Raw genomic sequence first — 22,289 nt, forward strand, 5'->3', positions numbered from 1 at the left:
TCGCGGCGCGGCTCGGACCGCGTCGTTTGTCGCGGCCCGGTGAACCAATTCGCAATCGCACCCTGCCATGGTCGAAGGCGCATGAGGCACTTTCCGGCGGCGCGCGCGATGCATCTCCTCTTCCTTTCCTCGCTGCTGCCGCAGGACAACCCTGCAAGCGGCTTCGAGATCGCCAACGCGGCGATCGTCGCCGCCTACCGGCGGCTCGGCGTGGCGGTGACGCCGGCGGGCTTCCGCCGGCCGGGCGCGCCGCCGGCGCGCGAGGGGGAGATCGACCTCGGAAGCCTCGACATCGAGAATGCCCGCGTCTCCAAGGCGCGCAAGGCGCTCTGGGTGGCCAAGGCGCTGGCCTCCGGCCTGCCCGTCTCGGCCGCCAAGCTCACGGGGCTGGGACGCGCCGATCTCGTCGCCCGGCTCGAAAGCGCCGGCCCGCTCGACGGTCTCGTCCTCAACGCCGTGCAGATGCCCGCGGCCTATCCCTTCCTCGCGACCTGGAAACCCTCGATCTTCGTCGCGCACAATGTCGAGCACCGCTCGGCGCGCGAGAACGCGGCGGCGGCGACCGGCCGTGTGACCCGCGTCCTCTACGCCCGCGAGGCGAGGCTCCTCGAAGCCGTGGAGGCGCGCCTGTGCGCCGCCGCGCGGGTGGTCCATACGCTGAGCCGCGAGGACAAGGCCGGCCTCGGTCTGGGGGCCGCGCCCCACTGCCTGCCGCTCGCCCTGACGATCGGGCGCCCGCAGCGCCCCGACGACGGGGTGCGCGAGCGCGACATCGGCCTCATCGGCACCTGGAGCTGGGCGCCGAACCGGCACGGGCTCGACTGGTTCGTGGCCCATGTCGCGCCGCGCCTGCCGGCGGACATGACCGTCTCCATCGCCGGCCGCTTCGACGGCCCGCCGCCGGCCGCCCCCGCCAATGTGCGCTTCGTCGGCCGGGTGGAGGACGCGCAGGACTTCGTGCGCCGCTCGCGCGTCATCGCTCTGGCGACGCGCGGGGGCACCGGCATCCAGCTGAAGACGATCGAGACCTTCGAGGAGGGCATGCCCGCCGTCGCCACGCCCCAGGCGCTGCGCGGGGTGGACGCCCTGCCGTCCAACGTGCGCGTCGCCGAGGCGCCGGCCGACTTCGCCGCCGCCCTCGTCGCGCTCGTCGAGGCCGAGCGGCGCGGCGAGACGATCCGCGGGGAGGGCGGCGCCTTCGCGCGGGCGCAAGGGCAGGCGCTCGACCGCGCCCTGGCGGCGGGCCTCGAGAGCTTCGGCGGGGCCGGGCGTTCGCGGCGGGCCGCCGTCCCGGCCCGCGCATGCGCGGAATCGCCCCCGCTCGCCGCCCGCGCGAGCCTGCGATGAAGGCCGAGCCCCGCCTGGCGCCGTTCCGGCCGCTGCCCGTCCTCGACGGCGCCTTCCGCGCCATCGCCGGCGTGCCCATCGCCGACGCGCGCGCCGCCGACGTCGTGGCCCATCTCGAAGCCATGCTGGAGGCCGGAGCGGTCCAGCGGCTCGCCTTCCTCAACGCCCATTGCGTCAACGTCGCGCGCCGCGACGACGCCTATCGGCGCGTGCTGACGCGCTTTCTCGTCCTGCCGGACGGGATCGGCGTCGATCTCGGCGCGCTAATCCTGCACGGTGCGCCCTATACCGAGAACCTGAACGGGACCGACTTCGTGCCCCGCCTCCTGGCCGAGATCGCGCCCGGCCGGCGCGTGGCGCTCGTCGGCGGGCGCCCCGGCGTCGCGGAACGCGCGGGCCTGGCGCTGCGCCGGCTTTGCCCGGGCCACACGATCGAGGCGGTGTCGGACGGCTATTTCGATGCCGAGGCGCGCGGGGCGCTGCTTGCGCGCCTTGCCGCCTTCAGGGCCGACATCGTCCTCGTCGCGCTCGGCGTGCCGGGGCAGGAGACCTTCATCGACACCTGGCTCGACGAGCGGCACGGGCGGCTCTTCATCGGCGTCGGCGCGCTGTTCGACTTCCTCGCCGGCGAGGTGCCGCGCGCGCCCGCCCTGGTGCGGCGCCTGCGGCTCGAATGGGCCTTCCGCCTGTCGATGGAGCCCGGCCGCCTGTTCCGCCGCTACGTCCTCGGCAATCCCGCCTTCCTTCTCGCGGTCCTGCGCGAGCGGCGCGCCCTGTGGCGCGGGCGGGCCTGATTTCGGAGACGACGCCATGCGCACCGCCATCGTGACGGCCAGCTATCGCGGCGACTTCGAGCGCTGCAGGCTCCTGTGCGACTCGATCGACGCGCGCGTCACCGGTCACACGCGCCATCTCATCCTCGTCGACCGCATCGACGTGCCGCTGTTCCGCAGCCTCGCCGGTCCCCGCCGCGAGATCGTCGGCGAGGCCGAGCTCTTCCCGGCCTGGCTGCGCTCCTTTCCCGACCCGACGACTTTCGGCCGGCGCCGCGTCTGGCCGACGCCCTTCGGCCCGCCCTTGCGCGGCTGGCACGTGCAGCAGCTGCGCCGCATCGCCATGGGCGGGGCGATGGCGGAGGAGGTGATGGTCTCGCTCGATTCGGACGTCGTCTTCCTCAAGCCCTTCGACGTCGGTGCCTTCCAGCGGCAGGGCCGGCTTCTCTTCCACAAGGTGCCGAACGCGCTCGCCGCCCACGAGGAGGCCTCGCGGTCGGAACATCGCGCCTGGTCGCGCAAGGCCGGCGAGCTCCTGGGGATCGCCGCGCCCGATGTCACCGACGAGGGCTATGTCGGCACGCTCATCGCCTGGCGCACGGACGCGGTGCGCGGTCTCCTGAAGCGCATCGAGGCGGTCTCGGGCCGAAGCTGGCTGCGGCGCCTCGGCGCCACGCGCAGCCTCTCCGAATGCACGCTCTACGGCCGCTATGTCGACGAGGTGGAGGGCCGGCCGGATCTCTACGAGCCGAGCCCGGTCAATTTCTGCCGCATGCACTGGGTGGGCGCGGCGCTGAAGGAGGGCGACCTGCGGGCCTTCGCCGAGGCGCTCGCCCCGCACGAGGTCGCCGCCGGTATCCAGTCCTTCACCGGCACCGACCCGCGGCTCATTCGCCGGGCTGCGGGGCTGGGCTGAGGCTCGGCCGGCGCCGGCCGCGCGTCCAGTCGAAGGCCGCGTAGGTCGAGGCCGCCGAGACGATCCACAGCGTCAGGAAGAGGCCGTTCAGCCCGACGATCCAGTCCGCCTCGCTCGGCATGACGCGCAGGAGGAGGACGAGGAGCCCGCCCTTGATGACGCCGACCATGGACAGGATCAGAACGCGCACCGTCGTGCGGCCGCGCGCATAGAGGAGTTCGCTCTCATATTCCACGAGGTTGCGGAAGGCCGGCACGAGGAGGGCGGAGAGGACGAGCGGGGCCGCGTCCGCCACGTTGCGGCCGAGCGCCGTCGGGAAGACGTGCAGGATCGTGCCGAGGACGAGGATGCCGAGCGTCGAGACCGCCGCGATGCCCGCCTCCATGCTCCAGCGGATGCGCCAGGCGGCCAGCCATTGCGGGCTGCGCATGATCTTCTGCACGATCATCGTGTTGAAGGAGCGCACCGGCAGGGCCGTCAGGTCCACGAGGCGCATGAGGATGGCGTAGATGCCGGCCGTCTGCGGGCCGCCGAGCGAGAGGACGAGGAGCTTGTCCATCTCGGACTGGAGGTAGAAGACGATCTCCGCGCCCGCCACCGAGATGCTGTCGCGCCAGCGCGCGCGGTAGAGGTCCGGCCGCCAGCGCAGGCGCTGGCGCGGATAGGAGGTGACCACCGCCAGGACGAGGCAGATCGCGTTGGAGACGAGATAGGCGACGGCCCAGGAGACGAGCGAACGGTCGCCGAACCCGACGAAGGCGAGCGCGGCCAGCGCCTTCAGCCCCGAGCCCGCGATGACGAGGAGCGCGCCGCGTCCGAAGCGTCCCATCCCGTTGTTGACGATGATGACGACCTCGGTCATCCGCCAGAACAGGACCTCGGAAAGGACGATGAGGACGAAGGCGGCCGGCGCCATCTCGCCCTCGAAGATCGCGAGATAGAAGCCGAGCGCGGCGAGCGCGACGAAGGGCAGCGACAGGGCGACGGCCGCCAGGAGCCCCGCCGTGTAGGTGCCGATCAGACGCCGGCGCTGGGTCGCCACGCGGTAGAGCGGGGAGACGAAGCCGAAGCCGGCGAGGCGCGAGAGGACGATGCCCGTGGCCGAGGCGGTGGCGAAGAGGCCGAAGTCGCCGACCGACAGGCCGTTGGCGACGCAGACGAAATACGCCAGCGACAGGACGAGGCGCCCCGCCGAACCGCTCATCAGCCAGGCGTAGTCGACGATCGGACTTAGGTTGCCCTTAAATCTCTGCGTCCACACTCGCCGCGAGAGCATCCGTTCCACCCCAAAAGGCTTGGCCGAAGACCATGGCGCCGAATCCCTCGACCCCCATCGCCGTCGGCGATCCCGCTCGGCGAGCGGCGGCCGGGCCCGCCGCCTCCGGGTCAACAGGTATCGCGCGAACCTTAACGCGCCGTTCAGCGCTGGCCGGCGCGGCGGCGCTTGCGGCGGGCCTTGCCCTGCCGGGGCGCGGAACCGCCCGCACGCATGCCGGCATCCCCTTCGGCGGCGCCGTGCAGGCGGAGCATTTCGACAGCGATCCGTCCTACAGGCAAGCCTTTCTCGACCATTGCGACCTCGTCATGCCGATGAACGAGCTGAAATTCTCGCTTCTGCGGCCGAACCGCGAGAGCTGGAACTTCGAGCCCGCCGACCGGCTGGTGGACTTCGCCATCGCCAACGGGCGCCTGTGCCGGGGCACGACCCATGTCTGGTACGGGGCGACGCCGGACTGGATCACCCGGCTGGAGAGCGAGCGCGAGATCGCCGCCGCGCTCGGCGAGCACGTGGAGCGCGTGTCGGACCGCTATCGCGGCCGCGTCACGGACTGGGACGTGTGCAACGAGGTCATCGCCCACGATCCCGCCTCGGAAGGCCCCTTGCGCGACACGTTCTGGCTGCGCCGCCTCGGGCCCCGGCACATTCCCGACGCCTTCGCGCTCGCCGCGCGGGCCGACCCGTCCGCGACCCTCACCCTCAACGACTACGACCTCGAGTTCCGCGGGTCCCGATACGACCTGCGGCGCGCGACCATGCTCTCGATCGTGCGGCAGATGCAGGACCGCAACGTCCCCGTCCACCGCGTCGGCCTGCAGGCCCATCTCTACCTGGAGAAGGAGATCGACGTGGAAGGGCTCGCGCGGTTCGGGGCGGAGCTGAAGGCGCTCGGCGTCGGCCTCGTCGTCACCGAGCTCGATCTCATCGACTGGCAGATCGAGGGCGGGCCGGCCGAGCAGGACGCGGCGGCCGAGCGTTCGGTCTCGGCCTTTCTCGACGGGCTGCTCGACGCCGGCCGCCCGGCCGCCGTGGTCGCCTGGGGCATCACCGACCGCTACAGCTGGATCTCCGATGTCATGCCGCGCGAGGACGGCAAGCCCGAGCGCCCGCTGCCGCTCGACCGGGACTACCGGCCCAAGCCCTGGTACGAGACCCTGCGCCGGCGCCTCGCCACGGCCTGACGGGGTGTCCGGACCGTCCGGCGGGGTCGGCCGGGCGCGCGTGCCCGACGTGGCTCGAAGCTTGCGCAGGCGTTGCCGGAGGCGCGGGGAAGTGCCGGGGCGCGCCTGTCGCAAGGCATGCTTAAGGCTTCCTTTACCATAGTGGCGGAAACCTCGTGCCGGGGCGGCGCGAGGCGGCCCGGGCGAACGGAGCGCGGCCTGATGTTTTCGACGGACGAGAGAAGCGTCGGTGCCGAGGGCCGCGTCGACCGGCGGGCGCCCGTCGACGAGCCGCGCGGCGGCTCTCTGCTCGACCCGCTCTTCATCGCCCGTTTCGTCTGGAAGGCCCGCTTCGCCATCCTCGTCATGGGCATTCTCGGCGCCGCCCTGGCGGCCGCGATCGCCATGGTGACGCCGAAGGTCTACGAGGCCTCGACGCAGATCTTCATCGATCCGCGCGACATCAAGATCGTGCAGAACGAGATCACGCCGAGCGGCCTGTCCGACGAGGCGACGATCGCGCTCATCCAGAGCCAGATCGCCGTCGTCTATTCCAACGGCGTCATCGGCCGCGTCATCGACGAGGCCGGTCTCGAGCGGGACCCCGAGTTCAACGGCGGCCTGCCCTCCGCCCTCGACACGATCCTGAAGGCGGCGGGCCTTTCGGGCAGCGGCGACGAGGCGCAGGATGCGGCCACCGAGCGCCAGCTGACCATGCAGCGCGTGCGCCGCGCGATGGAGGTGGCGCGCGACGCCAAGAGCTTCGTGGTGAACCTCTCCTTCAAGTCGCGCGATGCGCAGAAAGCCGCCATGCTGTCGCGGCTCACCGCCGACATCTTCATCGACGAACTGGCCAAGGCCCAGTCCGACACCGCGCGCCGCGCCAGCCTCTCCCTGACCTCGCGTCTCGCCGAGCTGCGCCGCTCGGTCGTGGAGGCCGAGCGGGCGGTCGAGGCCTACAAGGCGGAAAACGCGCTGGTCGGCGTCGGCGGCCGCCTCGTCGACGACGACTACATCCTGCGCATCAACGACCAGCTCGCCAAGGCGCGCGGCGACATCACGGCGCTGCGCGTGCGCGCCGACCAGATGCGCGGCGCGAGCGTCGACGACGTCGTGAAGGGCACCTTCCCCGAGGAGCTGACCTCCGAGGCGCTGACGCGCCTGCGCACGTCCTATTCGGACCTGCAGCAGCAGGCTGCGGTTCTCGCCCGCAAGCTCGGCGCCCGCCATCCCGACCGGCTCGCCAACCAGGAGTCGCTGAACGCCGCGCGCACCGCCATCCGCGCCGAGCTGACGCGCATCGTCGCCGCCGCCCAGACCGATCTCGCCCGCGCCGAGGAGACCAATGCCGAGCTCGGCCAGCAGATCGAGGCGCTGAAGGCCAAGCAGATCTCCACGAGCGGCGCCTTCGTGCGCCTGCGCGAACTGGAGCGCGAAGTGGAGGCCTCCCGCGCCGTCTACGAGGCCTTCCTGCTGCGGGCCCGCGAGACGGGCGAGCAGGAGAGCATCAACACGGCGAACGTGCGCATCATCTCCGCCGCGCTGCCGCCGATCGAGCCGGTCAGCCTCTCGCGCAAGATCGTCGTGTCGCTGGGCTTCGCGGGAGGCCTCGCGCTCGGCACGATTCTGGCGGTCCTCGTCGCCGTGATGCGCCTCGTCGCCGGCACGCCGCGCGCCGCCGAGCCTAATGCCGAGGCGCGCCGTCCGGCCGCGGCGCCGGTTCCGGCCCCGGCCGCCGCTTCCCCGGCTGCGAACGTCGCCAGTTTCGGCGCGTCGGCGCCGCGCTGGGCGCAGCTTGCGACCGGCGCCGCCTCGCGCGCCGCTCCCGTCGCGCCCATCGACGAGACCGCCGAGGAGACCCCGCTCGCCGCGCCGCGCATGGATGCGGCGGTCCTGCCCGAGCCGCTGCCCGAACCCGTCGAGACGCCCACCGAGCGCGCCCGGCTGCGCGAGAGCGTGCGCATGCTGGCGAGCGCACCGGGCGGCGGCCGCGTCGCCCCCTACGAGGACGACGAGGAAGCGGCGCGCCTGCAGCGCGACATCGAGGCGGTGAAGGCCGAGATCGCCCAGATCCGCCGGCAGCGCCAGGGCGTCTGAGGGCCGCGCCGGCCCGACGCCGCGCCGGCGGACGAGGCGGGCGCCGTCCCGGTCAGGCGGTCGGGGAGCGGGGCGTCGGCACGAGGCGCAGGTCCGGCTCGCCCGCCGCTTCCGGCCTGTATTCGGGCACGATGCGGCGGAGCATCTCGATGGCGCGGGGCCCGTCGCCCTGCGCGAGCGCGGCCTCGATCGTGTCGAAGCTGCGCGACAGGAAGGACACGTCGCTGACGCGCGAGCGGGCCGTCATGAAGCCCGCGCGTCCCGTCGGCTCCATGCTCTCCTCGGTCGAGAAGAGTTCCTCGTAGAGCTTCTCGCCTTTGCGCAGGCCCGTGTAGCGGATCTCGATGTCGATCTCGGGCCTCAGGCCCGCGAGCTCGATGAGACGGCGGGCGAGGTCGGCGATGAGGATCGGCTCGCCCATGTCGAGCACGTGGATCTGCCCGCGCGCCCGCCCGTCGCCGAGCCCGTGGCCGGCCGCGTGCAGGATGAGGCGCGAGGCCTCGGGAATGGTCATGAAGAAGCGGGTGATGGAGCGGTGCGTCACCGTCAGCGGCCCGCCGCGCGCCAGCTGCGCGCGGAACAGCGGAATGACCGAGCCGGTCGATCCGAGCACGTTGCCGAAGCGCACGGTCATGAAGCGCGTCGCCTCCGAGCCGAGATCCAGCGCCTGACAATAGGCCTCGGCCGCGCGCTTGGTCGCGCCCATCACGTTGGTCGGGTTCACCGCCTTGTCGGTGGAGACCATGACGAAGGCCGTCGCCCGGCAGGCGAGGGCGGCGTCGGCGACGTTGCGCGTGCCGATGAGATTGGTCTCGATGCCTTCGACCGGGTTCTCCTCCACGATCGGCACGTGTTTCAGCGCGGCGGCGTGGAAGATGACGTCGGGGGCCTCCCGTTCGAAGAGCCAGAAGATGCGCGCGCGCCGGCGCACGTCCATGATGCGCTCGACGAACTCCACCTGCGGATGCTCGTCGGCGACCTGGCGGCCGACGGACCACAGGTTGAACTCGCTGCTGTCGACGAGGACGAGGCGCGCGGGGTTGAAACGCGCGATCTGGCGCGTCAGCTCCGAGCCGATGGAGCCGCCCGCGCCGGTGACGAGGACACGCCGGCCGGCGATGAGGCGGGCGACCTCGCTGGTGTCGAGATCGACCTCCTTGCGTCCGAGAAGGTCCTCGATCGAGACGGGCCTCGCCTCGATGGGGGCGTTCTCGTCCACGGCGCCGGCATTGGCGATGTCGGGCAGGCGCTTGACGGTGAGCTGGAAGGGCGCGGCGGCGCTGACGACCTCGGCGAGCTGGCGCGGCGACAGCCGCGTGTCGGTGACGATCAGCTCGGTCGCGGGCGTGCCGCGCAGCTCGCTGGAGCGCACGACGGCGTCGAGCTGCGAGAGGTTTCCCAGGACCCGCACGCCATGCATCTGCCGGCGCCGGTTCTTCGGCCTGTCGTCGACGATGCCGATGATCTGGCCGCCCATGCCCACGCGCCGCGCGTTGCGGATGAAGAGGTCGGCATTGTCGCCGAAACCGTAGAGGAGCGTGTTGCGCTGCAGGGGCAGGCGCGTCTGCCGCTCGGAGGCTTCGAGCTTGCGCTCCTTCAGGAGGCGGTAGAAGAGGCGCGGGCCGCCGAGCGCCACGATCATGACGAAGAAGGACATGACGACGGCGGTGCGCGGCAGGTACTCGCCGCGGAAGAGAAGGAAGTTGCCGAGCGCGAAGGCGACGGTGATCGCGGTCACCGCCTTGACGATGGAGACGACGTCCAGAAGCGAGGCATAGCGCCAGGCGCCGCTGTTCAGCGAGAAGAGCGGGAAGAGGAGGGCGGAGAGAAGCGTGTAGGCGCCCACCAGCGCCCAGATCTGCCAGACCCCGATGAAGTTCGTCCATCCCCAGGCCAGCGCCATGGAGGCGCTGATCGACAGGAAGGCGACGACGACGTCGTGGAAGGAGCCGAGCCGCCTCAGCGAGACGGCGGCGAGGATGCGCGGCAGGCGCAAGGTCATTGCGGTACTCGTCTCCCGGAGACGGGGCGCGTCCACCATGCCCCGCGGCCGAGCCCTAGCACGATCGGGCGCCCGGCTGAACCCGGATGGCCGCGGGCCGGCCGGCCCGCGTCAGAAGACGCTCGCCCCCTCGTTGGCCGGGCCGACCGCGCGGCGGAACACCTCGAAGAGCTCGCGCCCGAGCCCGAAGGAATTGCCCGACAGGTCGGGGCTCGCGGTCTCGCGCGCGCTGAGCTCGGCCTCGTCGACGAGGATCTCCAGCGTGCCGGCCTCGCCGTCGAGGCGGATCATGTCGCCGTCGCGAAGCCGCGCGATGGCCCCGCCGGACTTGGCCTCCGGCGTCACGTGGATCGCCGCCGGCACCTTGCCCGAGGCGCCCGACATGCGCCCGTCGGTGACGAGCGCGACCTTGTGGCCTCGGTCCTGCAGCACGCCGAGGAGGGGGGTGAGCTTGTGCAGTTCGGGCATGCCGTTCGACTGCGGGCCCTGGAAGCGCACGACGGCGACGAAGTCGCGGTCGAGCGCGCCCGAATCGAAGGCGGCCTTCACCTCGTTCTGGTCGTTGAAGATGACCGCCGGCGCCTCCACGATCCGCCGCTCGGGCTTGACCGCGGAGACCTTGATGACGGCATGGCCCATGTTGCCGGTGAGCATGCGGAGGCCGCCATTCTCCGAGAAGGGCTTGTCGGCCGTCGTCAGCACCTTCGGGTCGCCGCTCTCGCGCGGCGCGGCCTCGCGCTTCACGGTCTGGCCGTCGGCGGCGAGCTTGGCCTCGATGGCGTAGCCGCGCAGGCCCGTGCCCCAGGCGGTGCGCACGTCCTCGTGCAGGAGGCCGCGGTCGAGGAGTTCGCGGATGAGGAAGCCCATGCCGCCGGCGGCGTGGAAGTGGTTCACGTCGGCGAGCCCGTTCGGGTAGACGCGGGCCAGGAGCGGCGTGACGTCCGAGAGATCGGAAATGTCCTGCCAGGTCAGCTGGATGCCGGCCGCCGCCGCCATGGCGACGAGATGCAGCGTGTGGTTGGTCGAGCCGCCCGTGGCATGCAGGCCGACGACGCCGTTGACCACGGCGCGCTCGTCCACCACGAGGCCGGCGGGCGTGTACTCGTTGCCGAAGGCGGTGATGGAGAGGGCGCGCCGCGCCGCCTCCTTGGTCAGTGCGTCGCGCAGCGGCGTGCCGGGATTGATGAAGGAGGATCCCGGCGTGTGCAGGCCCATGATCTCCATCAGCATCTGGTTGGAATTGGCCGTGCCGTAGAAGGTGCAGGTGCCCGGGCCGTGATAGGAGGCCGATTCCGCCTCCAGCAGCTTGTCGCGGCCGACCTTGCCCTCGGCGTAGAGCTGGCGGATGCGGCTCTTCTCGTCGTTGGGCAGCCCGGTCGTCATCGGCCCGGCGGGCACGAAGATCGCCGGCAGATGGCCGAAGGTGAGGGCGGCGATGACGAGGCCGGGCACGATCTTGTCGCAGACGCCGAGATAGACGGCGGCGTCGAACATGTCGTGGGAGAGGCCGACGGCCGCGGACATGGCGATGACGTCGCGCGAGAAGAGGCTCATCTCCATGCCGATCTGCCCCTGCGTGACGCCGTCGCACATGGCCGGCACGCCGCCGGCGACCTGCGCCGTCGCGCCCATCTCGCGCGCCGCCTGGCGGATCATCTCGGGATAGGTCTCGAAGGGCTGGTGGGCCGAGAGCATGTCGTTATAGGCGGTGATGATGCCCAGATTGGGCGTCGCGTCGCCCGCAAGGCGCGCCTTGTCCGTCGGGCCGCAGGCGGCGAAGCCGTGGGCGAGATTGCCGCAGGTGAGGCGCGCGCGCTTCGGCCCCTCGGCGCCGCGCTCGCGCAGGCGCTTCAGATAGGGCTCGCGCGTCGGCGCCGAGCGCTCGCGCAGGCGGTCCGTGATCTCTTCGATTCGACGGTCGGCGGTCATGGCGGTGGGCCTTTCGAACGGAACGGTCAGGGCGCCCAGAAGACGGCGATGGGATCGGGGCGGGCGGCGCGCAGGACGGCGCGCACGGGCATCTCGTCTATGGGGCCGGGCTCGAGCGCGGCCTTCAGGACGGCGCGCTTCTCCTCGCCCTCGATATGGAGCGCGAGGAAGCGCGCGTCCACGATCGCGGGCAGGGTCAGCGTCACGCGCGGCTCGCCGGCGCCGGGCGCCTCGATCGCGCCGAGCGGGGCCGTGCCGGCGGGGTCGAGGAGCGCGCCCAGCGTCGTGCCGCCGGGAAAGAAGGAGGCGGTGTGCCCGTCCGTGCCCATGCCCAGGATCAGCGCGTCGAACGGATGGGGCAGGAGCCGGACGCGCTCGGCGAGCTCGGGCACGGCGGTCTCGATCGGCCCCGGCGCGTGGAGCGGCTGGAAGGCGGCGGCCGCCGCGGGACCTTTCAGGAAGTGGCGGCGCAGGAAGCCGGCATTGGAGCGCGGGCTCTCTTCGGGCACCCAGCGCTCGTCGACGAGGGTGACGGAGACGCTCGCCCAGTCGATCTCGATCCGCGACAGGGTCTCGAGAAAGAGTTTGGGCGTCGAGCCGCCGGACAGGGCGAGGCTCGCCATGCCGCGCGTGGCGATGCCGCCGGCCAGAACGGCGGCGACGCCCGTCGCCAGCGCCTCGGCGAGCGCCGCGCGGCTCTCGTATTCGTGCATCGTCGTGGACCTCATCGCGTCCTCCTGCCCTCTCCGCCGGGCCCTGGTGCCCGCCCTCAGTCCGGCTCGTGCCAGGTGCGTCCGTCGCGCTCGATCAGCGCCACGCCCGCCGAGGGGCCCCAGGTGCCGGCCGTGTAGCCCTGCGGCTTCACGCCCTTCTCCTCCCAGCCCTTCAGGATGGGATCGACCCATTCCCAGGCCGCCTCCACCTCGTCGCGGCGCATGAACAGGGTCTGGTTGCCGCGGATCACGTCCATCAGCAGGCGCTCGTAGGCGTCGGGATTGCGCACCTGGAAGGACTGGGCGAAGCTCATGTCGAGCGGCACGTGACGAAGGCGCATGCCGCCGGGGCCGGGATCCTTGATCATCAGCCACTGCTTGACGCCCTCGTCGGGCTGGAGGCGAAGCACGAGCTGGTTCTGCTGCACGTTGCCGGCCGAGCTCTCGAAGATCGAGTGCGGGATGGGCCTGAAGGTCACGACGATCTCGGACATGCGCTGCGACAGGCGCTTGCCCGTGCGCAGGTAGAAGGGCACGCCGGCCCAGCGCCAGTTGCCGATCTCGGCCTTGATGGCGACATAGGTCTCCGTGTCGCTCTCGCCGCTGCCAAGATCGTCGAGATAGGACTTCACCGCGGCGCCGTCGCTGGCGCCCGCCCTGTACTGGCCGCGCACGGTGCGGCTCTCGACGCGGTCGGCGCCGATGGGTTTCAGCGCCCGCAGCACCTTCAGCTTCTCGTCGCGCAGCGCGTCGGCGTTCATCGCCGAGGGCGGCTCCAGGGCGACGAGGCACATGAGCTGGACGATGTGGTTCTGCACCATGTCGCGCAGCGCGCCGGCCTTGTCGTAGTAGCCGGCCCGGCCCTCCAGCCCGACGCTCTCGGCGACGGTGATCTGGACGTGGTCGATATGGGTGGAGTTCCAGATCGGCTCGTAGAGGGCGTTGGCGAAGCGCAGCGCCATGAGGTTCTGCACCGTCTCCTTGCCGAGATAGTGGTCGATGCGGAAGATCTGCTCTTCGCTGAAATGCTCGCCGATCGTGCGGTTGAGCGCGCGCGCCGATTCGAGATCGCGCCCGACGGGCTTCTCGACCACGATGCGCGTGTGCTCGGTCACCATGCCCGAGGTGCTGATGCGGCTGGCGAGGTCGCCGAAGAGGGCCGGGCCGACGGCGAGATAGAAGGCGCGGATGCGGGTGCGCCCGGCCTCGTCGAGAAGCGCGGCGAGCTCGGCCCAGCCGCCGTCCGAGCGCGCGTCGACGCGGCGATAGTGGAGGCGGGCGAGAAAGCGCTCCAGCGCCTGCGTCTCCAGGTCGGCCGCCCGCACGAAACGCTCGATGGCGGCGCGGGCGAAGGCGCGGAAGTCGTCGTCCGACAGGTCGGTGCGCGAGGCGCCGATGATGCGCGCCTCGGAAGGCAGCTGTCCGTCGAGGTCGCGGTGATAGAGGGCGGGCAGGAGCTTGCGTTCGGCGAGGTCGCCGTTTCCGCCGAAGACGACATAGTCGAAGGGTTCGACGGGAATGATCTGGCTCGACATTCGGGACCCTAGCGAAACCGGAAATGGACCGCCGAAATCTAATCGATTTAAACCCGGCGCTGCAAGGCTCTTCCATCACAGGTGAGGGTTCGGCGCAAGGGCGCCTCGCCGGGGCGCCCGGATGCGGCGGGCGGCCCGGCCCTCAGGCCGCTCCGCCGGCCCCGCCGCGCCGGGCCAGCGCGCGCTGCAGCGCGGCGATGAGTTCGCCGGTGGCGAAGGGCTTCTTGACCGCCTCGGCCGCCCCCGCCTCGGGCGGGAAGTCGATGCGCTCGCCATATCCGGTGACGAAGACGAAGGGCACGCCGGCCGCGTTGAGCGTCTCGGTGAGGGGAAAGCTCGTCTCCGCGCCGAGATTGACGTCGAGGATGGCGACGTCGAGGCTTTCGCGGCCGATGATGCCGTTGGCGTCCGACACGCTGGTGGCGGCGAAGACCTTGGCCACGCCCTTCTCGCGCAGGAGTTCCTCTGCATCGATCGAGATGATGAGGTTGTCCTCGACGAGGAGGGCGGACAGGCCCGCGAGCGGAGTTTCGCCGGCCGCCGGCGCCGGCGCGTCCGGGTCGGTCTCGGCAGCGCCCGCGCGCGGGCTCGCCTGCCCGACCAGCGTGAAGCTCGACGGGGGCAGCACGAAGCGTGCGGTGAGTCCGCTGAGCTTGAAGTCGAGCCGCGCCTCGCCGCCGAGGTCGTGGGGGATCGAGCGCTCGATGATCGTCGAGCCGAAGCCGCGGCGCGTGGGCGGGGCGACGGGCGGACCGCCTTCCTCGCGCCAGTCGATGACGCAGCATTCGTCCTCGTCGATTCTCCAGGTGACGTGGACGGAGCCGCGCGTGTCCGACAGGCCGCCGTACTTGGCCGAGTTCGTCACCATCTCGTGGAAGACGAGGGCGAGCGTCGAGAAGGCGGCGGCCTCGACGAAGACGTCCGGCCCGTCGAGCAGGACGCGGTCGGCCTTCTGGCCGAGATAGGCCTGAACCTCGGTCTGGATGATGGCGTCGAGCGGCTGGGAGGAGAAGTTCTCGTTGGTGATCTGGTCGTGCGCGCGCGCCAGCGCCTGGATGCGCCCGGCGATGATGTCGGAGAAGTCGTCGATGGAGCGCGCGCCGGCGCGGCTCTGGGTCACCAGCGCGCGGATGAGGCTGAGGATGTTGCGCACGCGGTGGTTCAGCTCGGCGATGAGCAGTTCCTGGCGCTGCGCGGCCAGCGTCTGCTGGCGCTCGCTCTCCTCGTTGAAGCGCAGGAGCACTTCCAGGATCGAGATGCGCAGCGCCTCGGCGGCCCGCAGGTCGGATTCGGTCCAGGCCTCGGCCTGGCCGTAGACGGTCTCCTTCCAGGCCTCGAAGCTGCGGCGCGGGGTGAGGCGCAGGCCGTTGGGCCCGGGCACCAGTTCCTTGGCCTCGGACGGGTTGCCCGCCCAGGTCACGGTCCTGGCGATCTCGCGGCGGAAGAACAGGATGTAGTCGCGCGGCGAGCGCGAGATGGGGATGGCGAGGAGCCCGGCCGCCCGGTCGCGATAGTCCTGCGCCGGCGGATGGACGGCCCCGAGCTCGCAGGTGGAGAAGACCTTCGAGGAGGCGGCCCGGTTGAGGAAGCGTGCCAGGCCCGGCAGCTCGTCGGCCGTCGGGCAGCGCCCGAAGGTGCGCGCCCGGCCGCGGGTGTAGATGGCGAGCCCGTCGCAGGCCACGAGATCGCGCAGGTCCTCGGCGAAGTCGACGATCGACTCGATCGAGCCGGTCGAGGAGACGATCTTGGCGATGAAGCGGTCGTGCTTCACCCGCGTCTCGGCCTCCGACTGGCGGCGCTCCTTGAAGAGGCGTCCCTCGATGACGAGCGAGATCATCTGCGCGAAGAGCTCGGCCGCGCTGCGCAGCTCCATCGGCAGATGGCGCGGGGCGTAGTGATGCAGGGCGAAGAGCCCCCAGAGCTTGCCGTCGATCACGATGGAGATCGACAGCGAGGCGCGCACGCCCATGTTGCGCAAGTATTCGACATGGATCGGCGAGACCGAGCGCAGCACCGACATGGAGAGGTCGAGCGGGCGCCCGTGCGCGTCGTATTGCGGCTCGATCGGGATGCTCGGCATCTCGACGTCGGCGATCGAGCGGATCTGGTTGCGCACGTAGAGGGCGCGCGCCTGCGCGGGAATGTCGGTGGCGGGGTAGTTCAGCCCGTGGAAGCTGTCGATCCCCGAGCGCACGGACTCGGCGATGACATTGCCCGAGCCGTCCTCGGCGAAGCGGTAGAGCATCACCCGGTCGAAGCCGGTGATGGCGCGCAGCTGGCGCACGCATTCGCGATAGAGCTTGGCGAGCGTCTCGGTCTTCTGGACGCGCATCATCACGCTCTTGACGAGCGCGGCCGGATTGGTGGCCGGGACGCTCGGCGCGGGCTCGGCCTCGATCACCACCGTGTCGCCCGAGACATGCACCGCGATGTCGAACCGCTCGCCCGTGTCGAAGAGGTCGAAGTCGAAGATGCGCTCGGAGCCTTCGAGGTTCGAGAGAACCTGCAGGCGTCCGCGGATCGCGTGGATGGCGCGTTCGGACAGGAGGCTCGTCAGCGGCTCGCCCGGCAGGTCCGAGGAGGGGCGCCCGAAGCGCTCCCCGGCATTGGCCGAGACGTGCTGCACCATCCAGTCCATGGAGACGGCGATCAGGAACCCGACATTCTGGATGCGGCCGAGGAGATGGATCGGCTCGCGGTCGCAGTTGGAGAGGTCGACCGGCAGGTCCTTGGGATCGGTGGCGAGATTCACGGACGGACCTCTGTTTCGGCCCGATCGAGGAGGGCCGAGAAATGGGCGAAGGCGAGGACGGCCGCGTCGAGCGCGCGCCGGCGCTCGGGCTCGCTCTGTGCCGCGCGCTCGATGCGCTCGGCGACCGTCTCGGGCCCGCGCGCGGCGGCGGCCTCGAGATAGGAGGTGGAAAGGCTCGGCCAGCGCGCGGCCGCGCCGGAGCGGCGCAGCTCCAGGAGGATGTAGCGGGCTCCGAGGCGCGAGCCTTCCAGGACGTAGAGGAGGCCGGCGGCCTCGGCCGCGTCGGGCTCGCCGAGCTTGAAGGGCGGGACCGGCAGTTCGCCCTGTCCCATCGCGGAGAGGTCTTCCGCCAGGAGCGGCGTCAGCGTGCCGGAGAGATCGCCGAGAGCGCTTGCGCGAAGGATCGGCTCCATCCCGGCATGGGCCGCATGGTTCATCGCCAGGAAGCGCAGGTAGAGATGGGGCGTCGGGGCAGCGGCGAGACCCGCGAGGCGCGCGTCGAGCGCCTCGTGCGGCGCGCGCGTGCCGGCGCGCAGAAGCTGGCGCAGCGGCGCCTCGCGCGCGGGGCGGTCCGCGGCGCGGCTGCCATGGGCATCGGCCATCGCGGCGTCTGTCCCCATCGTCTCCGGTCTCCTCGTCGGCTCGTCGAGCGTCGGTCTCGTGTCTGCCACCTGTCCGACGACGCGGGTCCGGCTTGCGGAAAACGCGGCTTCGATCGGTCCCGCCCGTCGCAAAACGGTCGTTTCCACCTTGGTCTTCCGTCATATGTGACACGAATTCAACCGCTTCGAGGCAGGCGGAGGCAACGCGCCGCAATTTATGACGGGGCGTCGGGCGGTGCGTCGAAAGCCGGCGGATCATTAGTCCAGCAATTCTGGGGGTTTATTAAAATCGCCCAGGACGGGCCCCGGCGATTTCGATAGGCTGCCAAACAACGGCGCCGCGTCTCCTCAGAAGCGGTCGCGCAGCGAGTACCAGGTCATGGCGAGGAAGAGGAGCGGGCTGCGCAGGCGCCGGCCGCCGGGAAAGGCGGGAATGCGCAGGGCCTCGAAGGCGGCGAGCCGGTCCCGGTTGCCGGCCACGCGCTCGGCATAGAGGCGGCCGGTGAAGTTCGACAGCATCACGCCATGGCCGGAAAAGCCGCCGATCGTCGTGATGCCCGGTTCCAGCTCGCGCACATAGGGCATGCGCTCCATGGTGATGCCGACGGAGCCGCCCCAGGCATGGGTCAGCGCCACGTCGCGCAAATGCGGATAGACCTCCGCGATCTGCCGTCGCAGGTGCCGGCCGATATCGCCGGCGGCCGACGTGTAGGCCTCGCGCCCGCCGAAGAGGAGGCGCCCGTCCGCGCTCTTGCGGAAGTAGCGCACGACGAAGCGCGAATCGTCCACCGCCTCGCCGCCGGGCAGGACGCGCTCCGGCTCGGCCAGCGGCTCGGTCGCCCCGATGAAGGAGCCGATCGGCATGACATGGGCGTCGACGCGCTCGTTGAGACCCGTGCCGTAGGCGTTGACGGCGATCAGCGCGCGCTCGGCCGTGACGCGCCCGCGCGCCGCCCGCGCCACGACGCGCCCGCCCTCCCGCGCCAGTCCGCTCACCGCCGTGCCCTCGAAGAGCCGCGCGCCGGCCCGCGCGGCCGCGGCCGCCGTGCCGACGAGGAGCTTCATCGGGTTGAGATGGCCGGTGCCCGTATCGCGCAGGCCGCCGAAATAGCGGGCCGAGCCGAGGCGCCGCGCGGTCTCGTCGCCGTCCATGAAGGTCAGATGCGGGTAGGCGTAGCGCTCGGCCATGAGGTCGGCATGGGCGCGGTAGTCGTCGAGATGGCGCCGGCGGTGGACGACGGAGAGCTGGCCGGGCGCGTAGTCCGCCTCGATCCCGTGCGTCGCCATCGTCTCGTGGAGATGGGCCTTGGCCTCCTCGGCGAGGTCGAACAGGCGGCGCGAGGCCTCGTATCCGTATTGCGCCTCCAGCTCCTCAGGGGAGCGGCGCTGGCCCGTGCCGAGCTGCCCGCCGTTGCGGCCCGAGGCGCCGTCCCCGAAGCGGTGGGCCTCCAGAAGGACCACGCGCACGCCCGACGCCGCCAGATGCAGCGCCGCCGACAGGCCGGTGAAGCCGCCGCCGACGACGAGGATGTCGGCCTCCACCGAGCCGTCGAGCGCGGGATAGGCGGGGCGCTCGACCGTGTCCTCGTAGAAGGACCGGCCGACCGAGACGGGGGACTGGTAGGCGGGCTCGGCCAAGGGCTCAGACCTGCAGGAGCAGGAACTCGCGCTCCCAGGGGCTGATCACCTGCATGAAGGTCTCGAACTCGCCGCGCTTGATGCCGGCATAGGTCGCGACGAATTCGGGGCTGAACACCTCGTGGAAGGCCGTCTCCGCCTCGAACGTGGCGACCGCCTCCAGAAGCCCGCGCGGCAGCGAGATCTCGCCGTCCTCGTTGGCGGTGAGGTCGGTGGGCGGGCCGGGCTGGATGCCGTTCGCCATGCCCAGATAGCCGCAGGCGAGCGAGGCCGCGAGCGAGAGATAGGGATTGGTGTCGGAGGAGGGCAGTCGGTTCTCCACGCGCCGGCCCGCCGCGTCCGAGGTCGGCACGCGGAAGGCGGTGGTGCGGTTGTCGAAGCCCCAGGCGTTGTTGGTGGGTGCGCTCATCCCGTAGGTCAGGCGGCGGTAGGAGTTGACATAGGGCGCCATCATGATGAGGGCCGCCGGCACGTAGCGCTGCATGCCGCCGATGAAGTGGTAGAAGAGCTCCGAAGGCTGGCCGTCCTCCTTGGAGAAGACGTTCTGCCCGCTCGCCATGTCGATCACCGACTGGTGGATGTGCATGGCCGAGCCCGGCTGGTTCTGGATGGGCTTGGCCATGAAGGTCGCGTAGATGCCGTGGCCCATCGCGGCCTCGCGGATCGTGCGCTTGAACATGAAGACCTGGTCGGCGAGCTCCATCGGGTCGCCGTGGCGCAGGTTGATCTCGAGCTGGGCGGCGCCGTCCTCGTGGATCAGCGTGTCGATCTCCAGCCCCTGCGCCTCGGAGAAGTGATAGATGTCGTCGATGAGCTCGTCGAACTCGTTGACGCCGCCGATCGAATAGGACTGGCCGCTCTGGATCTGCCGGCCGGACCGGCCGATCGGGGGCACGAGCGGGTAGTCGGGATCGACGTTCTTGGAGACGAGGTAGAACTCGATCTCGGGCGCCACGACCGGCTGCCAGCCGCGATTCTGGTAGAGCGCGAGCACGCGCTTCAGGACGTTGCGCGGCGTGTAGCCGACGGCCGCGCCGGACTGGTCGACGAGGTCGCAGATGACCTGGGCCGTCGGGTCGCTCTCCCAGGGCACCAGCGCCAGGGTCGAGAGGTCGGGCACGAGCTTCAGGTCGCCGTCGTTCGGCGAGTAGCGGAAGTCGCCGGTCTCTTCCGGATATTCGCCGGAGATCGTGTGCATGAAGAGCGCCGAGGGCAGGGCGAGCGAGGTGTTGCCGGTGAACTTCTTGGCCGGCATCATCTTGCCGCGCGCCACGCCCGCGAGATCGGGCGTGATGCATTCGACGTCGTCGATGCCGCGCACCTTCAGCCACTCGGCCGCCTCCGACATGGAGCGCACGCCGCGCGGCGATTCCAGATAGGCCCTCTTCTCTTCCGGCGCGAGCTTGACATGCGAGAGGTCGCGCTTCGGCGTCGCCGCCGTCTGCGTCACCTGGCTCGCTTCGAGGCCGGGCGCCCGTCCGCCCGTCGCCTTCTCGATCTTGGCGGGAATGTTGGAACGCGGGCGCCGGGGGCGTTGGTCGGTATCGGACATGCGGTCCTTCAGGGCCGTGTGCGGGGAAGGCCAGCATAGCCGGGCCGCGGCGGGGCGGGAAGTCCGCCCGGCGCGTCCCGGACGCCGAACCCGGCCGCCGCAGGCGAGGCGGATGCGCAAAGGGCGCGCCTTGCGGCACGCCCTCTCCTCGTTCGACCGACGCGCGGCGTCTCAGACGTAGAAGTCGGAGACGAGATCGGCGACGGCGACATGGGCGAGGAGCACTTGCGCGCCGTTCGACAGGGAGAGGAGGGCGCCGCCGGCCGTGTCGGCTTTGCCCGTCATCGTCACGCCGGAGAAGACCAGCCGGTCCACGCCGATCTCGAAGTCGAAGATCGTGTCGCGGGCGTTGATGTCGAACGCCTCGATCACGAAACGGTCCGCGCCCGTGCCGCCGGTCATCTCGTTGATGCCGCCCCCGGCATGGATCGTGTCGTTGCCCGCACCGCCGATGAGCGAATCGGCGTTCTTGCCGCCGTAGAGGAGGTCGTCGCCGCTGCCGCCGAAGACGATGTCGATATTGTCGCCGCCATGGAGGATGTCGTCGCCGGCGCCCCCGAGGAGCACGTCGTTGCCCTGGAAGCCCGTCAGGACGTCGTTGCCGCTTCCCCCGGCCAGAATGTCCCCGGCCATGCCGCCGGCAACCGTCCCGTCCTCGTCGACGGGAAGGTCACCCGTTGCCGGACCCACGAGATCGACGAAGGCCTCGGCGAGCGCCACGCGGCTCGGCGTGTCGTAGTGGATGGCGTCCGGCAGGAAGGTCAGCCCGTCCGTCTCGAGAAGGAGCACGCCCTCATTGGCGTCGGCGACCGCCTGCTGGGCGGCGCGCACGGTCTCGGCATAGGGCATGCTCTTCTCGGTGCTCGTCAGTTCCGAGACGACGATCGGAAAGCCCGCGCCGTAATCGTCGCGCACCGCGTCGACGAGCGACTGCAGGTTCGTCTCGTAGGCGCTCGCCCAGCCGGCCTGGACGGCGTCCGCCTCGCCCTGCACCCAGAGCATGCCCTTGATGTCGGCGACCTTGCCCTGCGCCTCGATCGCCGCGATGGCCTCGTCGATGCTGGCCGTCAGCGTATCGAAATATTCGCCCTTGGAGTTCGGGTTCCAGTCGAGCATGAACGGCTTCTCGAAGAGGGCCTTGCCGCCGAAGGCTTCCGTGACGACGACGAAGTCCTCGCCCTTCTCCAGAAGCGCCGAGGCCATGGCGTAGCGCACCTCCTCGCGTTCGGCGTTGGACTGGCCGGCGAGGATGTAGAGCGAGACGGTCTCGGGTTTCAGGGAGAAGGAGGCCTTCGCGCCGTCGATCGTGAGGTGGAAGGCGCGCGGGTCGCCGGCGGCGTCGAGATCGAGCGACACCATGCCGGGATGGGCCGCGGCGAAGGCGGCGAGGTCGGCCGCCGAGGTCAGCTTGACCTGCTCGCTCGCGCCCGGGAGGCTGCGCAGCCAGACCGTGTCCCCTTCCGCGAAGTTGAAGCCCTCGAAGACATTGGCATCGCCGTCGCCGAGCTTGGCGCAGTCGACGATATAGGCGTCCGCGCCAGCCCCGCCCTTCAGCCTGTCGGAGCCCGCCTCGTCGATCAGACGATCGTTGCCCGCGCCGCCGTCGAGCACGTCGTCGCCCTCGCCGCCGGACAGCATGTCGTCCTCGGATCCGCCGAAGAGCCGGTCGTCGCCGAGGCCGCCCATGAGGCGGTCCTCGCCGCCGCCGCCGGTCAGAACGTCGTCGCCCGCACCGCCGTTCAGCGTGTCGCGGCCGGCGCCCCCGTCCAGAACGTCGTCACCGGAACAGCCCTTGAGCCTGTCCCCGCCGCCCGCGCCCCCGATGGTGTCGTTGCCCGCGAGGCCGTTGATCGTGTCGTCGAAGTTTCCGCCCATGAGACTGTCCGCCTTCTGCGTCGCGCCGTTCATCGTAAGCCCGTCCCTGATGCCGCTGATCGAAACCGCGTCCGCCGCTCGTGACGCTTCGGGAGCAAGCATGTCCGGCATGAGGCAGG

The 22,289-nt window shown here is 71.0% G+C and carries 15 protein-coding genes; 5 read left to right on the forward strand and 10 right to left on the reverse strand.

Annotated elements, in window-relative coordinates; translation table 11 throughout:
• Positions 1 to 81 precede the first annotated feature (81 nt).
• The 3 genes from ASG48_RS00105 to ASG48_RS00115 are packed head-to-tail and all read left to right on the forward strand — an operon-like array spanning position 82 to position 3,036.
• On the forward strand, positions 82 to 1,347 hold the full coding sequence (locus ASG48_RS00105; RefSeq protein ID WP_055843672.1) for a glycosyltransferase family 4 protein: 1,266 nt from the start codon (positions 82 to 84) through the stop codon (positions 1,345 to 1,347).
• The gene (locus ASG48_RS00110) at positions 1,344 to 2,141 is read left to right on the forward strand and encodes a WecB/TagA/CpsF family glycosyltransferase (protein ID WP_055843674.1); all 798 of its coding nucleotides are present in this window, start codon (positions 1,344 to 1,346) and stop codon (positions 2,139 to 2,141) included. Before ASG48_RS00105 ends, ASG48_RS00110 begins: the two co-directional genes overlap by 4 nt.
• 16 nt (positions 2,142 to 2,157) lie before the next feature.
• Complete coding sequence (locus ASG48_RS00115) at positions 2,158 to 3,036, forward strand: DUF6492 family protein (RefSeq protein WP_055843676.1); 879 nt, start codon at positions 2,158 to 2,160, stop codon at positions 3,034 to 3,036.
• On the opposite strand, the gene ASG48_RS00120 is transcribed toward ASG48_RS00115, so the two are convergent.
• Positions 3,008 to 4,312, reverse strand: coding sequence for a lipopolysaccharide biosynthesis protein (locus ASG48_RS00120; RefSeq protein ID WP_055843678.1), 1,305 nt, complete (start codon positions 4,310 to 4,312; stop codon positions 3,008 to 3,010). The two genes, ASG48_RS00115 and ASG48_RS00120, sit on opposite strands and share 29 nt — an antisense overlap.
• A gap of 32 nt (positions 4,313 to 4,344) precedes the next feature.
• On the opposite strand from ASG48_RS00120, the gene ASG48_RS00125 reads away from it, so the two are divergent.
• On the forward strand, positions 4,345 to 5,496 hold the full coding sequence (locus ASG48_RS00125) for an endo-1,4-beta-xylanase (protein WP_082529135.1): 1,152 nt from the start codon (positions 4,345 to 4,347) through the stop codon (positions 5,494 to 5,496).
• Positions 5,497 to 5,697: 201 nt separating this feature from the next.
• Positions 5,698 to 7,572, forward strand: a complete 1,875-nt coding sequence (locus ASG48_RS00130; RefSeq protein WP_055843680.1) for a GumC family protein — start codon at positions 5,698 to 5,700, stop codon at positions 7,570 to 7,572.
• Positions 7,573 to 7,624: 52 nt separating this feature from the next.
• Here the strand turns inward: ASG48_RS00130 and ASG48_RS00135 are convergent, their stop codons facing one another.
• From ASG48_RS00135 to ASG48_RS00175, 9 genes are all read right to left on the reverse strand, one after another.
• The gene (locus ASG48_RS00135) at positions 7,625 to 9,574 is read right to left on the reverse strand and encodes a nucleoside-diphosphate sugar epimerase/dehydratase (protein WP_055843682.1); all 1,950 of its coding nucleotides are present in this window, start codon (positions 9,572 to 9,574) and stop codon (positions 7,625 to 7,627) included.
• Between the two features lie 111 nt (positions 9,575 to 9,685).
• Positions 9,686 to 11,503, reverse strand: coding sequence for a phosphogluconate dehydratase (gene edd / locus ASG48_RS00140; protein WP_055843687.1), 1,818 nt, complete (start codon positions 11,501 to 11,503; stop codon positions 9,686 to 9,688).
• Positions 11,504 to 11,529: 26 nt separating this feature from the next.
• Positions 11,530 to 12,231 carry a 6-phosphogluconolactonase gene (gene pgl, locus ASG48_RS00145; protein WP_082529137.1) on the reverse strand — a complete coding sequence of 234 codons (702 nt, stop codon included), beginning with the start codon at positions 12,229 to 12,231 and terminating at the stop codon, positions 11,530 to 11,532.
• Positions 12,232 to 12,272: 41 nt separating this feature from the next.
• Positions 12,273 to 13,751 (reverse strand): glucose-6-phosphate dehydrogenase, encoded by a 1,479-nt coding sequence (gene zwf / locus ASG48_RS00150; RefSeq protein WP_055843690.1) that lies wholly within the window; start codon positions 13,749 to 13,751, stop codon positions 12,273 to 12,275.
• A 142-nt stretch (positions 13,752 to 13,893) separates the two neighbouring features.
• Positions 13,894 to 16,503 (reverse strand): HWE histidine kinase domain-containing protein, encoded by a 2,610-nt coding sequence (locus ASG48_RS00155; RefSeq protein WP_055843691.1) that lies wholly within the window; start codon positions 16,501 to 16,503, stop codon positions 13,894 to 13,896.
• Positions 16,500 to 17,123, reverse strand: a complete 624-nt coding sequence (locus ASG48_RS18625) for a biliverdin-producing heme oxygenase (RefSeq protein ID WP_156381386.1) — start codon at positions 17,121 to 17,123, stop codon at positions 16,500 to 16,502. The genes ASG48_RS00155 and ASG48_RS18625 overlap by 4 nt, the downstream gene beginning before the upstream one ends.
• Positions 17,124 to 17,453: 330 nt before the next feature.
• A complete protein-coding gene (locus ASG48_RS00165; protein ID WP_055843693.1) occupies positions 17,454 to 18,743 on the reverse strand; it encodes an FAD-binding oxidoreductase in 1,290 nt (429 codons plus the stop codon).
• A gap of 4 nt (positions 18,744 to 18,747) precedes the next feature.
• Complete coding sequence (locus tag ASG48_RS00170; protein ID WP_082529138.1) at positions 18,748 to 20,295, reverse strand: glutamine synthetase family protein; 1,548 nt, start codon at positions 20,293 to 20,295, stop codon at positions 18,748 to 18,750.
• A 171-nt stretch (positions 20,296 to 20,466) separates the two neighbouring features.
• The gene (locus ASG48_RS00175) at positions 20,467 to 22,203 is read right to left on the reverse strand and encodes a sialate O-acetylesterase (protein ID WP_055843695.1); all 1,737 of its coding nucleotides are present in this window, start codon (positions 22,201 to 22,203) and stop codon (positions 20,467 to 20,469) included.
• Between the last annotated feature and the right edge of the window lie 86 nt (positions 22,204 to 22,289).

The sequence above is a fragment of the Aurantimonas sp. Leaf443 genome, from assembly GCF_001425575.1.
In the GTDB taxonomy this organism is placed as follows: Bacteria; Pseudomonadota; Alphaproteobacteria; order Rhizobiales; family Rhizobiaceae; genus Leaf443.